An 18,522-nucleotide genomic window follows, 5' to 3' on the forward strand; every position below is an offset into this window, starting at 1 on the left:
CGGATCGGCTCTGCCGCGCTACTGGCGCTCCTGCACCGCCAGGTGCCGGATGCGCGCCGCGGCCTCGATGGCGTGCGGCACGACCGAGGCGAGCCCGGTGCCGGCGACCCAGGAGCCCGTCGCCTCGATGCCGGGCTCCGCGGTGAGCGCGTCCTCGAACTCGGCGACCCTCGCCCGCTGACCGAGCGCGGCGTGCGAGAGCGCGTCGCGCCAGGCGGTGCGGCCCGAGGCCACGAGCGCCTCGGCATCGAGCTCGACGCCGAGGAGGGCAGAGGCATCCGCGACCGCGAGGCGGGCGACCGCCTCGTCGTCGAGCCCCTCGAGCGGGTTCGCCGCGCCCGCTCGGCCGTAGGAGAGCCGCACGACGTGGCGCGAACCGCTGCCACCGCTCGCGTTGGCGGCCTCGGCCAGCCAGGGCCACTTCGCCGAGGAGTGCGTGAGGGCCTTCGCCTGCACGCCGACGGCGTCGGCCGCCACGAGCACGCCGGTGCCGCGAGGGGCCGCGTCGAGCGCGGGGGCGTCGAGCACGAGGGTGACGATCTCGACGGAGGCGGCGCTCGGCCAGTCCGAGGCGTCCGCCCAGCCCTCGACGGCCTGGCCGAGCAGGCGGCGCGAGGTCTGCGCCGGGGCGGCGAGGATCGCGTAGCGCGCGTCGATCACGAGGTCGCGCTCTGAGCCGAGGGCGCGGACGCGCCAGCTCGCGGCCTCGTCGTCCGGCGACTCGACGCGCTGCAGCTCGACCACCTCTCGGCCCGTCTCCACGACGGCGCCGAAGCGGGCGAGCTCCCCGCGCAGGGCGTCGACGAGCCGGTGCATGCCGCCCCGCAGCCCGAGCACGGCGCTGCCCGCGCGACGGGTCTCCACGAGCTCGCCGACGCCGCCCGACAGCGAGCCGGCACGGGTCATCGCGGCGTTGAGGCCGGGGGCGACGAGGTCGAGGTCGAGGTCCATCGGATCGGCGGAGTAGACGCCGGAGGAGATCGGGGTCACGAGGCGTTCGAGCACCGCGGCGCCCATGCGGGAGCGGACGAGCTTGCCGACGCTGTCGGCCCGCCCGATGCGCAGGATCGGCATGAGCCGATCGGCATATGCGCGGATGGCCCCGCCCCAGCCGATGATGGCGCGCACGTCGTCGCCGAGGGGGTTCGCGGGGATGCCGAGCACGCCCGTCTTCGGCAGCGGGGCCGCCCGCAGCCCGGCGCCCCAGACGAGCCACGCGCCGGCGCGGTTCGGTGTGACGATGTCGTCGGCGAGGCCGAGCGCCTCGAGGAGCTCGGCGACGGAGCCGTTGCGGGTCGCGAACGATTCGGCGCCGGAGTCGAGCGAGAGCCCCTCGAGCTCGATGCGGCCGACGCATCCGCCCGGCTCTTCCTGACGCTCGACGACCGTGACCGAGAGCCCGATCTTGGCGCACTCGAGCGCAGCCACGAGCCCGGCGGCCCCGCCGCCCACGACCACGACGTCGCTGCGTCGCTGCTCGGGCTCGACGGGCTCGCCCGCCGCCTCGGCCGGATCGAGCGCGGCGGGGTCGAGCCCGGCGGGATCGCTGCTCACGCGCCGGCCTCGTGCACGAGCTCGACGACGCGGGTGAGCACGGTCGGGTCGGTCTCGGGCGGCACGCCGTGGCCGAGGTTGAACACGTGGGCGGGCGCGCTGCGGCCTCGGCGCAGCACGTCGCGGACCGCGTCGGCGAGCACGGGCCACGGCGCCGCGAGCAGGGCGGGGTCGAGGTTGCCCTGCAGCGGCACGTCGCCGCCGACGCGCTCCGCGGCGACGTCGAGCGGGATGCGGTAGTCGACGCCGACCGTGTCGACGCCGATGTCGTGCATGGCGCCGAGCAGCTCGCCCGTGCCGACGCCGAAGTGCACGACCGGCACGCTGCGGGTCACGGTCGTGCTGCTGCCGCTGCCGTCGCCGAGCCGGCGCTCGTACGAGAGGTCGTGCACGAAGGAGAGCGCCTTCGCCGAGGCGGGCGCGACGTGGCGCTCGTAGTCGGCGAGTGAGAGGGCGCCCGCCCAGGAGTCGAAGAGCTGCGCGGCCGAGGTGCCGGCGAGCACCTGCGTGCGCAGGAAGCGGCCGGTGAGCTCGGCGGTCCAGTCCATCAGCGCGCGCCAGGCGCCGGGGTCGGCGTGCATCAGGGTGCGCGCGGCGAGGTGGTCCTTCGAGGGGCCGCCCTCGGCGAGGTATGCGGCGAGCGTGAAGGGGGCGCCCGCGAAGCCGATCAGCGGGGTCGCGCCCGACTCGGCGCCGGACGGCGCGGTCTCGTTCAGCTCGGCGACCGTGCGGCGCACGGCCTCGGCGATGGGCGCGGCGCGCTCGTCGAGGAGCGCGGGGTCGATCGCGGTGAGCTCCGCGACGCCCTCGGCGTCGGCGTAGCCGCGGGCGAAGACCGGGCCACGGCCCGGCTCGATCGAGACGTCGACGCCGACGAGCTTCAGCGGCACGACGATGTCGCTGAAGAAGATGCCGGCGTCCACGCCGTGGCGGCGGACGGGCTGCAGCGTGATCTCCGCCGCCATCTCGGGGTCGAGGCAGGCGTCGAGCATGCGGGTGCCGACGCGGAGCTCGCGGTACTCGGGCAGCGAGCGGCCGGCCTGGCGCATGAACCAGACGGGCGTCGTCTCGGGGCGCTCGCCGCCGTAGGCGCGGACGAGACGGGAATCGGCGGTGAGGCCGGCCTGCAGGGGGTGGGTGGTGTCGAGCATCACCCCGCCATTCTCGCGCACCGGGCTGAACGTGCGCCCTGACGCGCGGCGGCGCGTGGGCGCGCCGGGCCGTATGACGAGATTTGCAAGGAGCCCTTACCTTTGCGAGCGGTTCGCGCTAGCATCGGTGCCGTCGCGCCATCCCCCAGTGGTGCGACGACGCGTCGACCGCGACGTCGACGCGCCTCCGCGCCCCACGGAGAGAGACGACGTGTCCCGAATCGTCACACCCCAGTCCGCCTTCCCGACCCCGGCCGACGAGCGTCCCGGCGAGCACCGGCTCGCCCTCACCGTCGCCGTCGCCGCGGCCACCGTCGGGGTCGTCGCGGTGCTGGCGGTCGCCGGCCCGGCCCTCGACGAGCTCATCGGCTCCCTGCCCTCCGTGAACGGGCCGGCAGCGGCCGGCGTCTTCCTCGCCGTCGTCGGCGTGCTGGCGCTCGCGACGATCGCGGTGCGCTTCGCCCTACTCGCCCGCAACCGGGCCCGCCGCCGCGCGCTCGAGGCCCGCTTCGAGGGCGGCATCTCGTGCGGCCTCCGGCACCGCGAGCTCGAGGACGCCCTGGCCGAGCTGCCCGGCTGCGAGGTCCCGCTCGCGACGCGCTACTCGATCGTGGCCGACCGGGCCGGGCTGACGTTCTGGAACGGCGGCGCCCGCCCGCGCCGCGCGGCCCACGTCGCCTGGCGCGAGGTGCGGAGCATCCGCCCCGATGAGCTCATCGCGGGCTCGCGCCCCGCCCCGGTCGTCATCGTCCGCGTGCGCCGCCAGGGCACGAGCATCGCCCTGCCGCTCCTCCTCGCGGGCGAGCAGCCCGGCGTCTTCGCCGTCACGGACGCGCCCTTCTACGCCGTGGTGCGCTCCTGGAAGGCGCTGCACCGCACCGCGCTCGAGCACGAGGGCCTGGAGCCGCCGACGAGCACGACCCCGATCCCGGTCATCACCGCGAGCACGGCCGCGCTCCCGGACTCGGCGTCGCCGCGCCGCGCCGCGCGTCGCGACACTCGCCGGGGCGCGCGCCGCTAGCGAGGCCTCCGCCCCGCGAGCGCGCCGGATGTCGCGGCGAGTCCGTGCGGCACTCTACGGCGGGTAGAATCCTCTGGTGCTCATCTGCCTCTCCGCGAGCCACAAGAACGCCGGCTTCGACATGCTCGAGCGGCTCTCCGCCTCCGCAGACGCCGCGGCCGGCCGCATCGTCGACGGCCACGCCGCCCTGCAGGGCGCCGTCGTGGTCGCCACCTGCAACCGCTTCGAGGCCTACCTCGACCTCGCCACCCCCGAGGGCGAGTCCCCCGTTCCCATCGTCCACGAGGCGATCCGCGCCGTCGGCGACGTCGCCGGCCTCGAGCCCGAGGAGCTGCGCAGCACCTTCGACTTCGCCCACGGCAACGCCGTCGCCGGGCACCTCTTCTCCGTCGCCTCGGGCCTCGAGTCGGTCGTCGTCGGCGAGGGCGAGATCGCCGGGCAGGTGCGGCGCTCGCTCGAACGCGCCCGCGACGAGGGGACGACCACTCCGGAGCTCGAACGCCTGTTCCAGCGGGCCTCGCAGACCTCCCGCACGGTGAAGAACCGCACCGGGGTCGGCAGCGCCGGCCGCTCGCTCGTGCGCCTCGCGCTCGACCTCGCGTCGTCCCGCGTCGCCGACTGGGGCAAGGCGCGGGTGCTGCTCGTCGGCACCGGCCAGTACGCCGGCGCCTCGCTGGCGGCCCTCCGCGACCGCGGGGCGAACGACGTGCGCGTCTACTCGCCGTCCGGCCGGGCCGCGCGCTTCGCCCGCAGCCACGGCATCGAGGCCGTGAGCCACGCCGGCTACGCGGTCGCCGCGGCGGCCGCCGACGTGATCATCACCTGCACCACCGCCGACCACCACGTCGTCGACCGGGTCCTGCTCGCCGGCGGCAAGGCGACGCTCGCCTCCTCGCATGCGGCGCCGACGGATGCCGAGGCATCCGCCGTGCTCGCCGAGTTCCGCGCCTGGTGCCCCGTCCCCGGCGCCGCCCGCAGCGCCCGTCAGCTGGTCGTGGACCTCGGCATGCCCCGCAACGTCGCGACCGACGTCGTCGAGGTGGAGGGCGTCGAGCTGCTCGACCTCGAGACGATCCGCCGGCACGCTCCGCTCGAGGAGCTCGGCGCCACCGAGGCCGCCCGCGAGCTCGTCAACAGCGCGGCGCGCAATTTCGGCGCGGTCGGCGAGGAGCTCGACCTCGCACCGTCCGTGGTCGCGCTGCGCTCGCACGTCGCCGGCATCCTCGACGCCGAGATCGAGCGGGCGAGGGGCCGCGGCCAGGGCGATCCCGACGGGCGCGTCGAGCAGGCGCTGCGGCACATGGCGGGCGTCCTCCTGCACACCCCGATGGTGCGCTCGCGCGAGTTCGCCCGCTCGGGCGAGCAGCGCGCCTGGATCGAGGCGCTCGACGCCCTCTTCGGCGTCCGCGCCGACGACGCCCGCTGATCGGGCCCGGTTCTCTCTCCGGCGGGGCATAACGGCAGTTTTCGTGGGTCGCGGCGGCTCCGCACCCGCAGAAACTGCCCGCTTGCCCCCGGCGGTTCGGATGTCGTCCGCTGCGGGTAGCGTCGTGCCATGACCGCCGACGCTCGCCCCACCACTCCGGACTCCGTCCCTCCCGTCGACACCGCGCACAGCTCAGGGGCGCCGGCGCTCGCGCTGCCCTTCGACGTCGAGGAGATCGAGCGCCGACCGATCATCACCGAGCGCCTGGTGATCCGGCCGATCACGGCCGACGACAGCGACGACGTCTGGGAGTACCAGCGCCTGCCCGAGGTGCTGCGCTACATCCCGTGGCCCGAGCGCAGCCGCGAGGAGGCGCACGAGCACACGATGCGGCGGGTGGGCAGCCGGCTCCTCGCGGAAGACGGCGACAACGTGCACTTCGCGATGGTCCTCTCCGGCGAGCCCTCGCCCACCGGGACCGGGCGCGACCGGGTCATCGGCGACGTCATGGTGCGGGTGGCGAGCGTGGAGCACGCGCGGCTCGAGCTCGGCTGGGTGCTGCATCCCGACTTCCAGGGGCGCGGGCTCGCCGCGGAGGGCACGGCCGCGGTGCTCGCCTTCGCGTTCGACACGCTGCAGGCGCATCGCGTGCTCGCGGAGCTCGTCGAAGCCAACACCGCCTCCGCGAAGCTCTGCCTGCGCCTCGGCATGCGCCACGAGGCGACCTTCGTCGAGCACGAGTACGACCGCGACGCGGGCGCCTGGCTCGACATGGCGTTCTACGCCATCCTCCGGCGCGAGCACCTCGCTGCCCGTCTCGCCGGCTGAGCGCCGAGTCGGCGCGCGGAGCGCCGCCGCGCCCCGCGCGAGCTCCAGCTGGCTACACTCGCAAGCACGCGGCGCCGCGCCGCATTCGACGAGGGGGCGCCGATGACCGAACGAGACGAACCGGGCGCGAGCAGGGGCGTCGGCGAAGGCGCCGACCCGGCATCCACGCCGCCCTCACCGGACGGTCCCCGCCGCTCCCGGCGCGACTTCCTGAAGATCGGCGGCGCGGCCGCGGCCGGCGCGATCGTCGGCGGCGGCGCGGGCGCCGCGATCGGCGCCGCGATCGGGCACCGCGCGGGCTTCGTCGAGGGCGCCGACGACTTCGCCGGGCTCTCGCCGCGCAACAAGCCCGGATTCGACCACCTCGTCGTGGTGATGGGCGAGAACCGCTCGTTCGACAACCTGCTCGGCTGGCTCTACACGCCCGACACGCTGCCGGAGGGACAGAGCTTCGACGGGCTCGCCTTCGGCGACTACGGCAACACCGGCCCCGACGGCGTCACCGTCAAGGCGCACATCTACGAGGGCCCGACCGACGAGATCATGGGCCGACCGAACCCCGACCCGGGCGAAGAGTTCCCGCACGTGAACACGCAGCTGTTCGACACGATCGAGCCCGCGGGCAACGCCGCGCTCTTCGTCGAGGCGATGAAGCCGCCGTACAACGCGCCGCAGCACGGCGAACAGGCCGACATGAGCGGCTTCCTGAACGACTACTACGTCAACTTCATGCGCTTGAAGAAGGGGACCCCGCCGACCGCAGAGGAGGCCAGCCAGATCATGGGGGCGTTCTCGCCCGAGATGCTGCCGGTGCTCTCCACCCTCGCCCAGGAGTTCGCGGTCTTCGACGCCTGGCACTGCGCGGTGCCGTCGCAGACGTTCTGCAACCGCTCGTTCTTCCACGCGTCGACGTCGCACGGCTTCGTCACCAACAAGCACGGCGGCGGCTACGACAAGTGGCTCGACGCCCCCGCCGCCCCGACGATCTTCAACCGGCTCGAGGAGGCGGGGCTCAGCTGGCGCATCTACTACGACGAGCTCCAGCTGGTCTCCTTCACCGGCGTGCTGCACGCCCCCGTGCTCGAGCAGTACTGGCAGACCGAGCACTTCGCCACCATGAGCGAGTTCTACGAGGACGTGCGGCTGGGCACTCTGCCCGCCTACGCCTTCATCGAGCCCCGCATGACCTACAACCACAACGACTTCCACCCGCCGTTCGGGGTGTTCCGCTCGAGCGACGTCGACGGGCGCGCCATCATCGACAGCGCCGTCTCGGACGTGCGCGCGGGCGAGGCGCTGATCCACGAGATCTACTCGGCGATCCGGCGGAGCCATTCCGAGCACGGTTCCAATGCCGTCAACACGATGCTGCTGATCACCTTCGACGAGCACGGCGGCACCTACGACCATGTCGCGCCGCCGCCCGCCACGCCCCCGCACGCCGACGCGGGCCCCGGCGAGATGGGATTCGAGTTCGACCGGCTCGGATGCCGCGTGCCGGCGATCGCCGTCTCGGCGTACACCCGGAAGGGCACCGTCATCAACGACGAGATGCACCACGGCTCGGTGATCGCGACGCTCAACCGTCTGCACGGACTGAAACCGCTGACCCGCCGGGACGCCGGCGCCAACGACCTGTTCGACGTGATCAACCTGGAACAGCCCCGGCACCCGGACGACTGGCCGGAGACGCATCCCCAGTACATCCCGCCGAACCCGCAGGCCGAGGCACCGCACCCGGCCCACGCGCACAAGGACAAGCCCCTCAGCCCGCCCGGTCGCGGTCTGCTGGGCATCCTGCTGGCGAAGGCCGGCGTGCAGGACCAGGAGGAGCCCATCACCTACGCCGAGGCGTACGAGCTGCTGCACCAGTACGGCGTGGGGCTGTTCGGGAAGCCCTGACCTGGTTCGCTGAGCCCGTCGAAGCGCGCCCTGGCCCGCTGAGCTCGTCGAAGCGCTTCGACCGGCTCAGCGAACCAGGCTCACTCCGCCCGGGTGAGCGTGCGCACGAGGGCCATCGCCTCCTTCGGCGACACCTCCGGCAGGTACGCCTTGCCGACGGCGATGCCGATGGCGGGCAGCATCAGCGGGTCCGCGTAGCTCATCGAGATCGTGCGGTACTCGGGGTTGAACTTCGCCTTGAACCGGAACAGCGAGGAGAAGCCGTACGCGGGTTCGAGCGTGCGCCCGAGCCACTCGAGCAGTCGGCTCATCGCGGTCGGCGGGGGCGGTTCCTCCCCCGGCGCGAGCGGCTTCGTGGCGAGCGGCGCACCCGACAGGCTCAGCACCTCGGCGCCGGCCTCCTTCATGTGCAGGGCAGCGGAGGCGATGAGGAACTCCATGATGCCGTTCATCGAACCGTCGGCCCGGCGCATGAAGTCGATCGTCCAGCCGACGACCTCGCCGTCCCGGTGCACGGGCAGCCAACTCGTGACCGCCTGCAGGCGGCCGTCGGGGCCGACGGCGAGCATGAGCCGCACCTCGGGGTCCTTCAGCTCCGCCATCCCGCCGAGCGTAAAGCCCATCTCCGGCAGCTCCTTCTCGGCGACCCACTCCTCCGAGATCGCGGTGATCTCGGCGATCGTGGGCCTGGGCAGCTCGTCCCAGCTCGCCCAGACGGTCGTCATCCCCTCCTTGATCCCGCGGTTCAGGGCCTGCCGCACCTTCTGCCACGGCTTGCCGGTGAGCTCGAGCCCGGTGGTGCGCACGACGGTCTCCTCGCCGACCGACATGTGCTGCCAGCCGAGCTCGTCGAAGACGGGCAGCAGCTCGTCGTGGACGCTGTAGAACACGGGGCTCCAGTTGCGCGCATCGCAGAACGCGGCGAACTCGCGCACCGTCTCGGCGAGGCGATCGGGGGCGCAGATCGGGTCGGACATGGTGATCGCGATCCCGTTGATCTCGCGGTAGGCGACGGCGGCCTCGCCGTCCGCACTGAACCACGGCGTGTTGCCGGGCCAGGTCGTCATGAAGCCGAGCGTGCCCCCGCCGTGGCGGTGCAGCAGCGCCCGCAGCCGCGCCTCGTCGCCGTCGGCGGCCGGCCCGGCAGGCCGGTGCATGACGCGGACCGCCGCGACGACGAAGACGGTCCAGAACGCCACCCCCACCCACTCGTAGAGGAAGCTCGCGAAGTCGTGCCCGGGCAGCACGATCGGGTCGGTGGCGGCGAGGAAGTGCGGCGGCACGAAGCGCTTGAGGGTGTCGAGGGCGACGTCGCCGACGGTGGCCTGCGGCCAGTACTCCCGGATCGTCGAGAGCCCGACGGCGAGATACCCGACCGCCAGCGCGACGAAGGAGCCGACGACGACCGCGACGAAGCGGCCGAGCGCCCGTCGCTGCAGCCGGATGCGGAAATGCCGCCGCGTGACGATGAGCAGCACGATGACGCCGATCGGCAGCAGCGCGATCGCCGCGAGCCAGACCAGCAGCTCGCCGAGGTCGAACACCGACCAGTCCCCCGAGTCGAGGTCGCCGAGCTCGTTCGTGACCTCGAAGGCGGGCCGGGCGAACAGCAGGATCGCCGCGTTCACCGCGATGGCGAGCCACAGCGCGAACCGCCGGCCCTGATGCAGTCCCCAGGCCGCGAGCAGCAGCAGCACGACCGGCAGGAACGACAGCAGGAACATGCCGACGCCCTGCGCCGAGAGGAGCGTGAGCTGGCGCAGGCACTCCTCCGCGAGCGGTGCCGCGTCGCCGCAGCTGCGCTGCACCGCGTCGAGGTCGATGGGCTGGTCGGCGAAGAGGAAGGAGCCGAAGGCGAAGGGCGTCAGCTCGGTGCGGGTCGCGAACGCGACGACCGGGCCGAGGCCGGTGACCGCGACGACGGCGGCGATGAGGGTGCGCGTCTCGCGATGCGAGCTGCGCGGGATGCGGAGCGCGGATGCGTCGCGCGCGAGCAATGCCCCGAAGGGCCCGGCGACGAGCACCGCGATGAGCCGGTACACGTCGGAGGAGTCGCCGTCGTACAGCACGAAGATGCAGAGGAAGGCGAGGGTGACGACCCGGAACCGCCGCCGCCACAGCGGTCCCATGAACGCGGTCGCCGTGATCAGCGCGCCGGCGATGCCGGTGAGCGGGTCGAGCGTCAGGTCGATGGAGGTGCCGCTCGCCCACCACTCGCCCGCGAGCGAGCCGATCCACTGCAGCACGACGCCGAGGAGCACGCCGATCGTGCCGGTGACGAGGAGCGCGAGCACCGTGCGGCCCGTCCCCATCCGCCGTTCCGCGATGCCGAGGAGCAGCACGCTCGCGAGCACGCCCGCGGCGAGCTGGAACGGGTCCCAGGGGATGACGAGCGCGCTCAGCACGGTCCACCAGCGACCGGCATCGATCGTCGTCAGCACGCCCGCGGCCCACTGCGACTCGGTCGCATGGGAGGGCGGTCCGGCGATGGTGCCGGTGGCGACGGCGGTCACGATCAGGAGCGCCGCGAAGGCGAGGCTGAACGGGATGCGTCGGGCGAACTGCCCGAGCGCCTCGCCGGTCGATCGGAGCCGGCCGACGGGTTCCGCGTCGAGCACCGCCGCGTCTCCGCCGCCCCCACCTCGCTGCGGAGACCCGCCCGTCGCCGCGCTCACGGTGCCACCAGCCCGAGCCTCGGGTACAGCACGTCGAAGCCGTGATCCAGCCCGCCGAGCAGCGCGGAGACGCCGTGATCGGCGCCCGGCACGAGGAAGCGGCTCGCCGCCATGCCCGCCGCGGTCGCGGCATCCGTCAGCGCCGTCGCGCTCGCGACGTACGCCGGGTCGTTCTCGCCCGCCGTGAACACCGCGGTCGAGTCCGGGTAGGGCGCCTTCGCCGCCATGATGTTGGCGGGCTTCACGGCGTCGTAGGCGGCCTGGTCGCCGCCGAAGACGTCGCGGAGCGTGTCCTGCGGGTGCTCGGCGCCCGCGTACTCGACGGGCGACACCGCGAGGATGTTGCCGAAGACCTCGGGGTACTTCGCGCCGAAGTAGGCGGCGCAGCCGCCGCCGTTGGAGTAGCCGGCGACGGTCCAGCTCGCGGCGCTGCGCAGCACGTCGAGGTGCTCGCGGGCCCAGGGCACGACATCCTGCATCACGTAGCTCTCCACTTTCCCGAGGTCGGTGTCGAGGCACATCGGGTCCGCGGTCGGATCACCGAGCTGATCGACCACGAGGGCGATCGGCGCGAGACCGTCGTGGGCCGCGGCGTGCTCGTCGAGCACCTTGGCGATGAACTGCGGGTCGGGGTCGCCCGGCTGCCCCATCATCATGATGACGAGCGGCAGCCGCGGCGCATCGGCGACGAGGGCCGCGGGCGGCAGGTAGAGCTGCGCCGGGCGTGCGTCGAATCCCGAGTTCGTGTTCGGGATGCCGCCGGGGACGAGGCCCGTCTCCCCGTGCGCCGGAAGGTCGGCGGGCGCCTGCCACGTCGCGTACAGCGGTTCGGCGGGATCGTTCGTCTCCGCCGGGTCGGGGTCCGGGATGTCGATGGGATCGGCCGTGGAGATGCCGAGCATGGCGCCGATCGTGGTGTCGATGCCGTAGGCGGCGTTGACTCCGACGGCCGCGGTGACGGCGAAGACCGGGATGGCGAGGATCGCGATGAGCTTGCGCCACCAGCGCGAGCGCCAGAGGTTCCAGATCGCCAGCAGGATCGCGCCGGAGGCGAGCGGGACCCAGAGCCAGGCGGCGTCGGCGACCGGCCCGCCGAAGAGGTCCAGGAAGTTCGCGCAGAGCCACAGCGCCGCGCCGCCGATCAGCCCCCCGACGATGAGGATGATGATCGCCGTCATCACCCAGCCGCCGGTGCGCTCCCGGCCGAGCAGGTACAGCAGGAGGAGCACGGCGAGCACCGAGAGCGCGATCGGGAACCAGCCGTCGACCACGCTCACCTCGAGCAGCGCGTCCAGCATGCGACCCCCCAAGCCTCCCCGCGTTGACGACAGGGTAGCGGTCGGGGGCCCGGCCGCCGCGGATTTCCGTAGGATTGCAGGTGAACCCCCTTCACCGACCATTGGAGCCACCGTGGCCGCACCCAGCACGCTCGACGCCGTCATCACCCTCGCCCAGCACCGCGGATTCGTCTTCCAAGCCGGCGAGATCTACGGCGGCTCGCGCTCCGCGTGGGACTACGGCCCCCTCGGCGTCGAGCTGAAGGAGAACATCAAGCGCCAGTGGTGGCGCTACATGGTGCAGCAGCGCGACGACATCGTCGGCCTCGACTCCAGCGTCATCCTGCCGAAGCAGGTGTGGGAGGCCTCCGGCCACGTCGAGGTGTTCAGCGACCCGCTCATCGAGTGCCTCAGCTGCCACAAGCGCTTCCGCGAGGACCACCTCGTCGAGGCCTTCGAGGCGAAGAAGGGGCGGGAGCCCGAGGGCGGCCTCGCCGAGATCGTCTGCCCGAACTGCGGCACCCGCGGCCAGTGGACCGAGCCGCGCGCGTTCTCGGGTCTGCTGAAGACCTATCTCGGCGTCGTCGACGACGAGTCGGGCCTGCACTACCTGCGCCCCGAGACCGCGCAGGGCATCTTCGTGAACTTCGCGAACGTGCTGCAGGCGGCGCGCATGAAGCCCCCGTTCGGCATCGCGCAGATCGGCAAGAGCTTCCGCAACGAGATCACGCCCGGCAACTTCATCTTCCGCACGCGCGAGTTCGAGCAGATGGAGATGGAGTACTTCGTCGAGCCCGGCACCGACGAAGAGTGGTTCGACTACTGGATCCAGCACTGCTGGGACTGGTTCACCGACCTCGGCATCGACCCCGAGAACATCCGCCGCTACGAGCACCCGCAGGAGAAGCTGAGCCACTACTCGAAGCGCACGATCGACATCGAGTACCGCTTCGGCTTCGCCGGTGGCGAGTGGGGCGAACTCATGGGCGTCGCGAACCGCACCGACTTCGACCTGTCGACGCACTCGAAGCACTCCGGCAAAGACCTCTCGTACTTCGACCAGTCGAAGAACGAGCGCTGGGTGCCCTACGTCATCGAGCCGGCGTTCGGCCTCACCCGTGCGCTCATGGCATTCCTCGTCGACGCCTACCACGTCGAGGAGGTGCAGAACGCGAAGGGCGGCACCGACCAGCGCACCGTGCTGAAGCTCGACCCGCGCCTCGCCCCCGTGAAGGCCGCGGTGCTGCCGCTGTCGCGCAACGAGAAGCTCTCGCCGCTCGCCCGCGAACTCGCAGCGAAGCTGCGCCGCACCTGGAACATCGACTTCGACGACGCGGGCGCCATCGGCCGCCGGTACCGCCGTCAGGACGAGATCGGCACCCCGTTCTGCATCACGGTCGACTTCGACTCGCTCGACGACGACGCCGTGACGGTGCGCGACCGCGACACGATGTCGCAGGAGCGGGTGCCGCTCGCCGAGCTCGAGGGCTACCTGGCCACGCGCCTGCTCGGCGCCTGACCGCGAGGATCGCCGTGGCCGTGGAGTCAGGGGCGGAGCGCGGCTCCGAGCCATCCGCCCTGCCCGATCTGTTCGTCGCGGCGATCGCGCTCGTCCGCGATCGCCGCGTGCTGATGGTGACCGCGCGCGAGCGCGAGGTGCACTACATGCCGGGCGGCAAGATCGACGACGGCGAGACCGCGGCCGAGGCGGCCGCGCGCGAGGCTCGCGAGGAGGTGTCGCTCGAACTCGATCCCGCCGAGCTCGAGGAGCTCTTCGAAGTCGTCACCCAGGCGCACGGCGAGCCCGAGGGGCGGATGGTGCGCATGCGCGTCTTCCTGACGCGCACGGATGCCTCGCCGAAGGCCTCGGCCGAGGTCGGCGCACTGCACTGGGTGACGACCGCCGAGCTCGACCGCTGCCCGCCGGCCGGGGCCGAGGTGCTCAGGCGTCTCGCGGCGGACGGGCTCATCGACTAGGGCTGCGCGGACGGCATGGAGTTCGACACCACCAGCGACACGGGCTGGATCGGCGACGTGCGTGAACTGGCGCATGAGCTTTCGGAGTCGTCCGCCGCCTTCGCGCAGGCGACCGAATCGGTCTCCGACGCGCTGTTCGTCGCGTTGCGATCGCTGCCGAGCGAGCTGTCGCCGCGCTCCTTCGTGCGCTACGACCGCCGCGATGCGGTGCTCATCGTGGATCTGCGGGTCGCGGAAGAGGATCTCTCCGGCCTGACGATGGACGAGCAACGACGACTGCTCGGCCCGTTGCTGCTGGCGCTGGTGTCGCGAGGCTCGAGGTCGAGGACCGCGACGTGGAGCCGGGAGCAGCGCGCCCTCGTCGTCGCCGAGTTCGAGCGGATGCTGTCGCGGCTGAACTGGCTGCCCGCCGAGGCGTGAGGGCCGGGGCCGCGGGTTTTCCACAGCGCCACTTCGGTGGTGAGTTTCGAAGCTGTGTTCGATAGTGTCGGGGTATGCCCGAAGCGCTGCACCCCGACGACCTGGCCGACCCGGCCGCGGTCAGTGCTGCCGAGCGGGCCGACCCTGGGTGGGCTGACCCTGACTGGGCTGAGCCTGAGTGGGCTGACCCTGATTGGGCGTCGTTGGATGGGTGGCGGGCCGCGTCGGCCGCTGGCGGGTCGCGGGCCGTGTTCGCCGAACTCCAGGCCACGCTGGATGCCGCCGAGGGCGCCCAGTTGGAAGCGAATCGCATGCAGGCCGTGCAGCTCGACGCGTACCGGCAGGCATTCGCGCTCGCCGACACCCACCCCGAACTCTACGTCCACCCCGACGCCCACCACACCGAGTCCCGCGGCGGCATCCCCGTCGCAGAGCTCGCCGCCCGCTCCGTCGCCGCAGAACTCTCGATGCGACTCCAACAGCCCGCCGCGACGATCCGCAACCGTGCCCACCACGCTGCTGTCGCGCACCGGTATCTGCCCCGCCTGTGGGCGAGGTTCCGTGACGGCATCGCCTCGTACGCCGAGGTACGCGCCGCGCTCGACACTCTCGACGGAGTACCCCTCAACGACCCGCACCGCGCCCCGGCCGATGCCGCCCGGCACGCCGCCGCACTCGCAGAGTTCGACGACACCCTCGCCGGTCTTGCCGGCACGATCCCGGTCACCCGGTTCCGGCAGCGTGCCCGCCGGCTCCGCACCCGACTCGAACCCCCAGAAACCGCATCGGCCCGCCACCAGCGCGCCCACACCACCCGACGGCTGATCCTCGAGCCCGCCCCCGACGGGATGGCGTGGATCAGCCTCTACGTCTCCGCCGTCGACGCGGCCCGCATCCACGCCCGCGTCCACACCACCGCCACCCACCACTCAGGCCAGCCCGGCGAGACCCGCACCCTCGACCAACTCCGCGCCGACACCGCGACCGACTGGCTCACCGGCCACGACACCCCCACCGCCGTACGCACCGAGATCCTCATCACCATCCCCGCCCTCACCCTCACCCGCACCACCACCGGCACCGGCACCCGCACCGGGGACGTGCCGGGCACCGGGTACGTGCCCGCCGAGCTCGACGGCCACGGCCCCATCGACGACGACACCGCCCGACACCTCTTCGCCCACGCCCCCACCTTCCTCCGCCTGATCACCGACCCCATCACCGCCGCCCCACTCGCCCTGGACCGCACCCGCTACCGCACCACCACCGCCCAACGCCGCTGGCTCACCCACCACTACGGCACCTGCACCAGACCCGGCTGCACCAGACCCGCCTACCACACCGACCTCGACCACCTCACCCCCTGGGCAACCGGCGGCCCCACCAACACCACCAACCTCGCCCCCACCTGCCGCACCGACCACACCCTCAAACACCACACCCGCTTCCACGTCACCAAAGCGCCCAACGGCACCATCACCTGGCACACCCCCACCGGCCACACCGCCACCACCACACCCCAACACCTGCACCCACCCCAACACTCCACCGAGCACCCACCCGAACCCCAGCGCTACCCCGAACCCGCACCCTTCTAAACACGCGCCCGGCCAAGCCAAGCCAAGCCAAGCCAAGCCAAGCCAAGCCAAGCCAAGCGCTGCTTGCCTCATCCACCCATCGCTCGTCACCCTCCCCTCCCCGCCGCACTCGCCTGCCTAGACTTCGACCATGACGATTCGACGCTTCCGGCGGGGCGACCACGAAACCGTCATCACCGAGACCGGGATCGACAGTGGTCCGACATACGTGCTCGTCCACGGCGTCGGCATGGGCCACCGCACCTGGTCGGACCTCGCCGAGACGCTCGCGCGCTCCGGCCGGGTGCTCGCGCTCGACCTCCCCGGCTTCGGCGACGCCCCGGAGCCCGAGGAGTCGCTCGACATGGCGTCGTCGGGCGCCTACCTCGGGGAGCTGGTCGCGGCCGAGTCACCGGGCGAGCCCGTCGTGCTCGTCGGGCACTCGATGGGCACGCAGATCGTCGCCGAGACCGCGGCTCAGCGCCCCGAGCTCGTCGCGGCCCTCGTGCTCATCGCGCCGACGATCAATCGCCGGGAGCGCACCGCGGCGATGCAGGCGCTCCGCCTCGTCCAGGACCTCGCCTTCAGCCACCTCAAGGTGCTCGCGCTCGGCATCCGCTACTACTTCCAGGCCGGGCCCCGCTGGTACTTCGCGAAGCTCGCCGACATGCTCGCCCACCGCATCGAGCTCGTGCTGCCGCGCATCCGGGCGCGCACCCTCGTCATCCGCGGCGAGCACGACCAGGTCGCCCCGCGCGACTGGGCCGAGCTCGTCACCGCCCTTCTGCCCGACGGGCGCCTCGTCGAGGTCGCGGGACGCGGCCACGAGACCATGATCACCGCGGGCGCCGAGGTCGCGCGGCTCGTCGCGGCGCACGCTGCCGGCGAACCCGTCGGGCATCCCGTCGCCCAGCCCGTGCCGACCGGGCGCCGGCAGCGCCTCGGCACTCGCCCGGGCGCGAAGGCGAAGGCGGACGCGAACGGGAACGCGAACGCTCGCGTCCCCTGGTGGCGCACCGCGGGCTGGTGGGCCGCCGACTACCTCTACGCCGGGTGGCGCCACCTCGCGGCGCCGTTCGACCGCCGCGACGCCCGGCACTGGCAGCGCGGGGATGCTGCCCTGCCCGAGGTGGTCCTGCTGCCGGGCATCTACGAGCACTGGACCTTCCTGCGCCCGCTCGCCGAACGCCTGCACCGGGCGGGCCACCGCGTCCGCGTCGTGCACGGCCTCGGGGCGAACCGCCGTGCCATCGCCGAGACCGCCGAGCTCCTCGGCCGCGCGCTCGCCCGCCGGCCGGCGCCGCCGGCGGGCCGGGTGATCGTGGGGCACTCCAAGGGCGGGCTCATCGGCAAGCAACTGCTCGTCGATGAGCTGCAGCGAGCGGACGCCACCGGCTCGACCCCGGGTGCCGAGCTCGGCCTGCTCGGCGTCGTCGCGATCAGCACGCCGTTCGGCGGTTCGAGCCGGGCCCGCTTCTTCTTCGCCGACCGCAGCCTCCTCGCGCTGCTCCCCGGCGACGCCACGATCCACGCGCTCGGCGAGGCGCGCGAGGTCGACGCCCGCATCGTCTCGGTCTTCGGCCGCTGGGATCCGCACATCCCCGACGGCAGCGAACTGCCCGGCGCGCGCAACATCGAGGTGCCGGTCGCCGGCCACTTCCGCGTGCTCGGCGCCCCGGAGACGGCGAGCGCCGTGCTCGACGGGATCACTGGGCTGGCGGCGCGGGAAGGGGCGCGCGTCGCGGACGCCCCCGATCTCACCGCGGCCACCGAGGCAACCGCGGAGACGCCGAGTTAGTGCACGAACTCCAGCAGGTCGAGCCCGACCTGCCGCATGCCGTCGAGCACCGCGAGGCGGCTCGAGAGCTGCGTGTCGGCGTAGTACATCGACACGGCGAACGCGACGCTCGCACGCGGTCCGCGCAGCACGCCGACCTCGCTGCGCACGCCGCCGTCGGTACCCGTCTTGTTCATCAGCAGCACGCTGTGGTCGGGGCGCCGGTGCGCGAGCGGATCGAGCCCGAACGCCGCGGACACCATCGACAGGTCGGTGTTCAGCGTCAGCCAGCCGACGACGCGCTGCGACACCTCGGGCGAGACGATCTCGCCGCGCGCGAGCGAGGCGAACAGCCAGGTGAGCTCCTTCGCGGAACCGATCGAGAGCTGCGGGGCGTCGTCGGGGCCGCGGTGGTCGCGCACGAGGTCGAGCAGGGCGGTGCGAGTGAGGCCGAGCGCCTCGGTGCGGGCGCGCACGGCCTCGAGCCCGACGTAGCGCAGCAGCACGTTCGTCGCGAGGTTGTCGCTCGTCGCGCCGATGAGCGCGGCGAGATCGGCGATCGGCAGCGAGGGCGACTGCAGGTGCTGCCAGATGCCGGCGTCGCCGACGGCGTCGCGCGCGTCGCGGTCGAGCACCGTGAGCGCCTCGGTCTCGCTCTCGGCGAGCCGGGCGGCGACCTCGACGAGCAGCAGCACCTTGCCGATCGAGGCGGTCGGCATCACGACGTGGTCGTCGACCGAGAAGAGCACCCGGCCGGTGGCGAGGTCGGTCGCCCGCGCCGACACCTGCACCCCGGCGAGCGCGAGCTCCCCGAGCGCGTCGAAGCCGCGGCTGAAGTCCTCGCTCGCCTCGTCGGTACGGTGCTTCCCTCGCCGGACATCGGCATGGCGCGCTCTGCGCTCTGAGCCTTGCGAGGGGGTCACCACGGTGCTTGCAC

At 72.9% G+C, this 18,522-nt stretch carries 14 protein-coding genes; 9 read left to right on the forward strand and 5 right to left on the reverse strand.

Features of this window, described 5'->3' with window-relative positions; all coding sequences use genetic code 11:
- Positions 1-18: 18 nt before the first annotated feature.
- The gene (hemG, locus tag QSJ60_RS00920; RefSeq protein ID WP_285462194.1) at positions 19-1,554 is read right to left on the reverse strand and encodes a protoporphyrinogen oxidase; all 1,536 of its coding nucleotides are present in this window, start codon (positions 1,552-1,554) and stop codon (positions 19-21) included.
- Positions 1,551-2,705, reverse strand: a complete 1,155-nt coding sequence (hemE, locus tag QSJ60_RS00925) for a uroporphyrinogen decarboxylase (RefSeq protein ID WP_189085178.1) — start codon at positions 2,703-2,705, stop codon at positions 1,551-1,553. The genes hemG and hemE overlap by 4 nt, the downstream gene beginning before the upstream one ends.
- 211 nt (positions 2,706-2,916) lie before the next feature.
- Here hemE and QSJ60_RS00930 point away from each other — a divergent pair, with 211 nt between their 5' ends.
- From QSJ60_RS00930 to QSJ60_RS00945, 4 genes are all read left to right on the forward strand, one after another.
- The gene (locus QSJ60_RS00930) at positions 2,917-3,726 is read left to right on the forward strand and encodes a hypothetical protein (protein ID WP_285462195.1); all 810 of its coding nucleotides are present in this window, start codon (positions 2,917-2,919) and stop codon (positions 3,724-3,726) included.
- Positions 3,727-3,802: 76 nt separating this feature from the next.
- Positions 3,803-5,152, forward strand: coding sequence for a glutamyl-tRNA reductase (locus tag QSJ60_RS00935; protein ID WP_285462196.1), 1,350 nt, complete (start codon positions 3,803-3,805; stop codon positions 5,150-5,152).
- A gap of 129 nt (positions 5,153-5,281) precedes the next feature.
- Entirely contained in the window at positions 5,282-5,980 is a 699-nt protein-coding gene (locus QSJ60_RS00940; protein ID WP_285462197.1) for a GNAT family N-acetyltransferase, read from the forward strand.
- A gap of 102 nt (positions 5,981-6,082) precedes the next feature.
- Positions 6,083-7,882: an alkaline phosphatase family protein gene (locus QSJ60_RS00945; RefSeq protein WP_285462198.1), complete on the forward strand. Its 1,800-nt coding sequence runs from the start codon at positions 6,083-6,085 to the stop codon at positions 7,880-7,882.
- Positions 7,883-7,962: 80 nt separating this feature from the next.
- Here QSJ60_RS00945 and QSJ60_RS00950 read toward each other — a convergent pair whose 3' ends face one another.
- Together QSJ60_RS00950 and QSJ60_RS00955 are read right to left on the reverse strand one after the other, a co-directional pair.
- The gene (locus QSJ60_RS00950; RefSeq protein WP_285462199.1) at positions 7,963-10,500 is read right to left on the reverse strand and encodes a bifunctional lysylphosphatidylglycerol flippase/synthetase MprF; all 2,538 of its coding nucleotides are present in this window, start codon (positions 10,498-10,500) and stop codon (positions 7,963-7,965) included.
- Positions 10,501-10,553: 53 nt separating this feature from the next.
- On the reverse strand, positions 10,554-11,855 hold the full coding sequence (locus tag QSJ60_RS00955; protein ID WP_230768702.1) for an alpha/beta hydrolase: 1,302 nt from the start codon (positions 11,853-11,855) through the stop codon (positions 10,554-10,556).
- A gap of 112 nt (positions 11,856-11,967) precedes the next feature.
- Here QSJ60_RS00955 and QSJ60_RS00960 point away from each other — a divergent pair, with 112 nt between their 5' ends.
- From QSJ60_RS00960 to QSJ60_RS00980, 5 genes are all read left to right on the forward strand, one after another.
- Positions 11,968-13,353 carry a glycine--tRNA ligase gene (locus QSJ60_RS00960; RefSeq protein WP_229781657.1) on the forward strand — a complete coding sequence of 462 codons (1,386 nt, stop codon included), beginning with the start codon at positions 11,968-11,970 and terminating at the stop codon, positions 13,351-13,353.
- 14 nt (positions 13,354-13,367) lie between these two features.
- Entirely contained in the window at positions 13,368-13,811 is a 444-nt protein-coding gene (locus QSJ60_RS00965; RefSeq protein WP_285462200.1) for an NUDIX domain-containing protein, read from the forward strand.
- Between the two features lie 15 nt (positions 13,812-13,826).
- A complete protein-coding gene (locus QSJ60_RS00970) occupies positions 13,827-14,231 on the forward strand; it encodes an Imm44 family immunity protein (RefSeq protein WP_230768704.1) in 405 nt (134 codons plus the stop codon).
- A gap of 248 nt (positions 14,232-14,479) precedes the next feature.
- Entirely contained in the window at positions 14,480-15,829 is a 1,350-nt protein-coding gene (locus tag QSJ60_RS00975; RefSeq protein ID WP_285462201.1) for an HNH endonuclease signature motif containing protein, read from the forward strand.
- Between the two features lie 130 nt (positions 15,830-15,959).
- Complete coding sequence (locus tag QSJ60_RS00980; protein ID WP_285462202.1) at positions 15,960-17,606, forward strand: alpha/beta fold hydrolase; 1,647 nt, start codon at positions 15,960-15,962, stop codon at positions 17,604-17,606.
- Here the strand turns inward: QSJ60_RS00980 and QSJ60_RS00985 are convergent.
- Entirely contained in the window at positions 17,603-18,508 is a 906-nt protein-coding gene (locus tag QSJ60_RS00985) for a serine hydrolase (RefSeq protein ID WP_229781845.1), read from the reverse strand. The genes QSJ60_RS00980 and QSJ60_RS00985 overlap by 4 nt on opposite strands.
- Positions 18,509-18,522 lie beyond the last annotated feature (14 nt).

The sequence above is a fragment of the Agromyces sp. NBRC 114283 genome (assembly GCF_030268405.1).
In the GTDB taxonomy this organism is placed as follows: Bacteria; Actinomycetota; Actinomycetes; order Actinomycetales; family Microbacteriaceae; genus Agromyces; species Agromyces mediolanus.

Bases quoted from the DNA above. Each gene is read 5' to 3' on its own strand.
- hemE (WP_189085178.1), bottom strand. From the start codon at position 2,705: ATGCTCGACACCACCCACCCCCTGCAGGCCGGCCTCACCGCCGATTCC.
- QSJ60_RS00940 (WP_285462197.1), top strand. From the start codon at position 5,282: ATGACCGCCGACGCTCGCCCCACCACTCCGGACTCCGTCCCTCCCGTC.
- QSJ60_RS00945 (WP_285462198.1), top strand. From the start codon at position 6,083: ATGACCGAACGAGACGAACCGGGCGCGAGCAGGGGCGTCGGCGAAGGC.
- QSJ60_RS00955 (WP_230768702.1), bottom strand. From the start codon at position 11,855: ATGCTGGACGCGCTGCTCGAGGTGAGCGTGGTCGACGGCTGGTTCCCG.
- QSJ60_RS00970 (WP_230768704.1), top strand. From the start codon at position 13,827: ATGGAGTTCGACACCACCAGCGACACGGGCTGGATCGGCGACGTGCGT.
- QSJ60_RS00980 (WP_285462202.1), top strand. From the start codon at position 15,960: ATGACGATTCGACGCTTCCGGCGGGGCGACCACGAAACCGTCATCACC.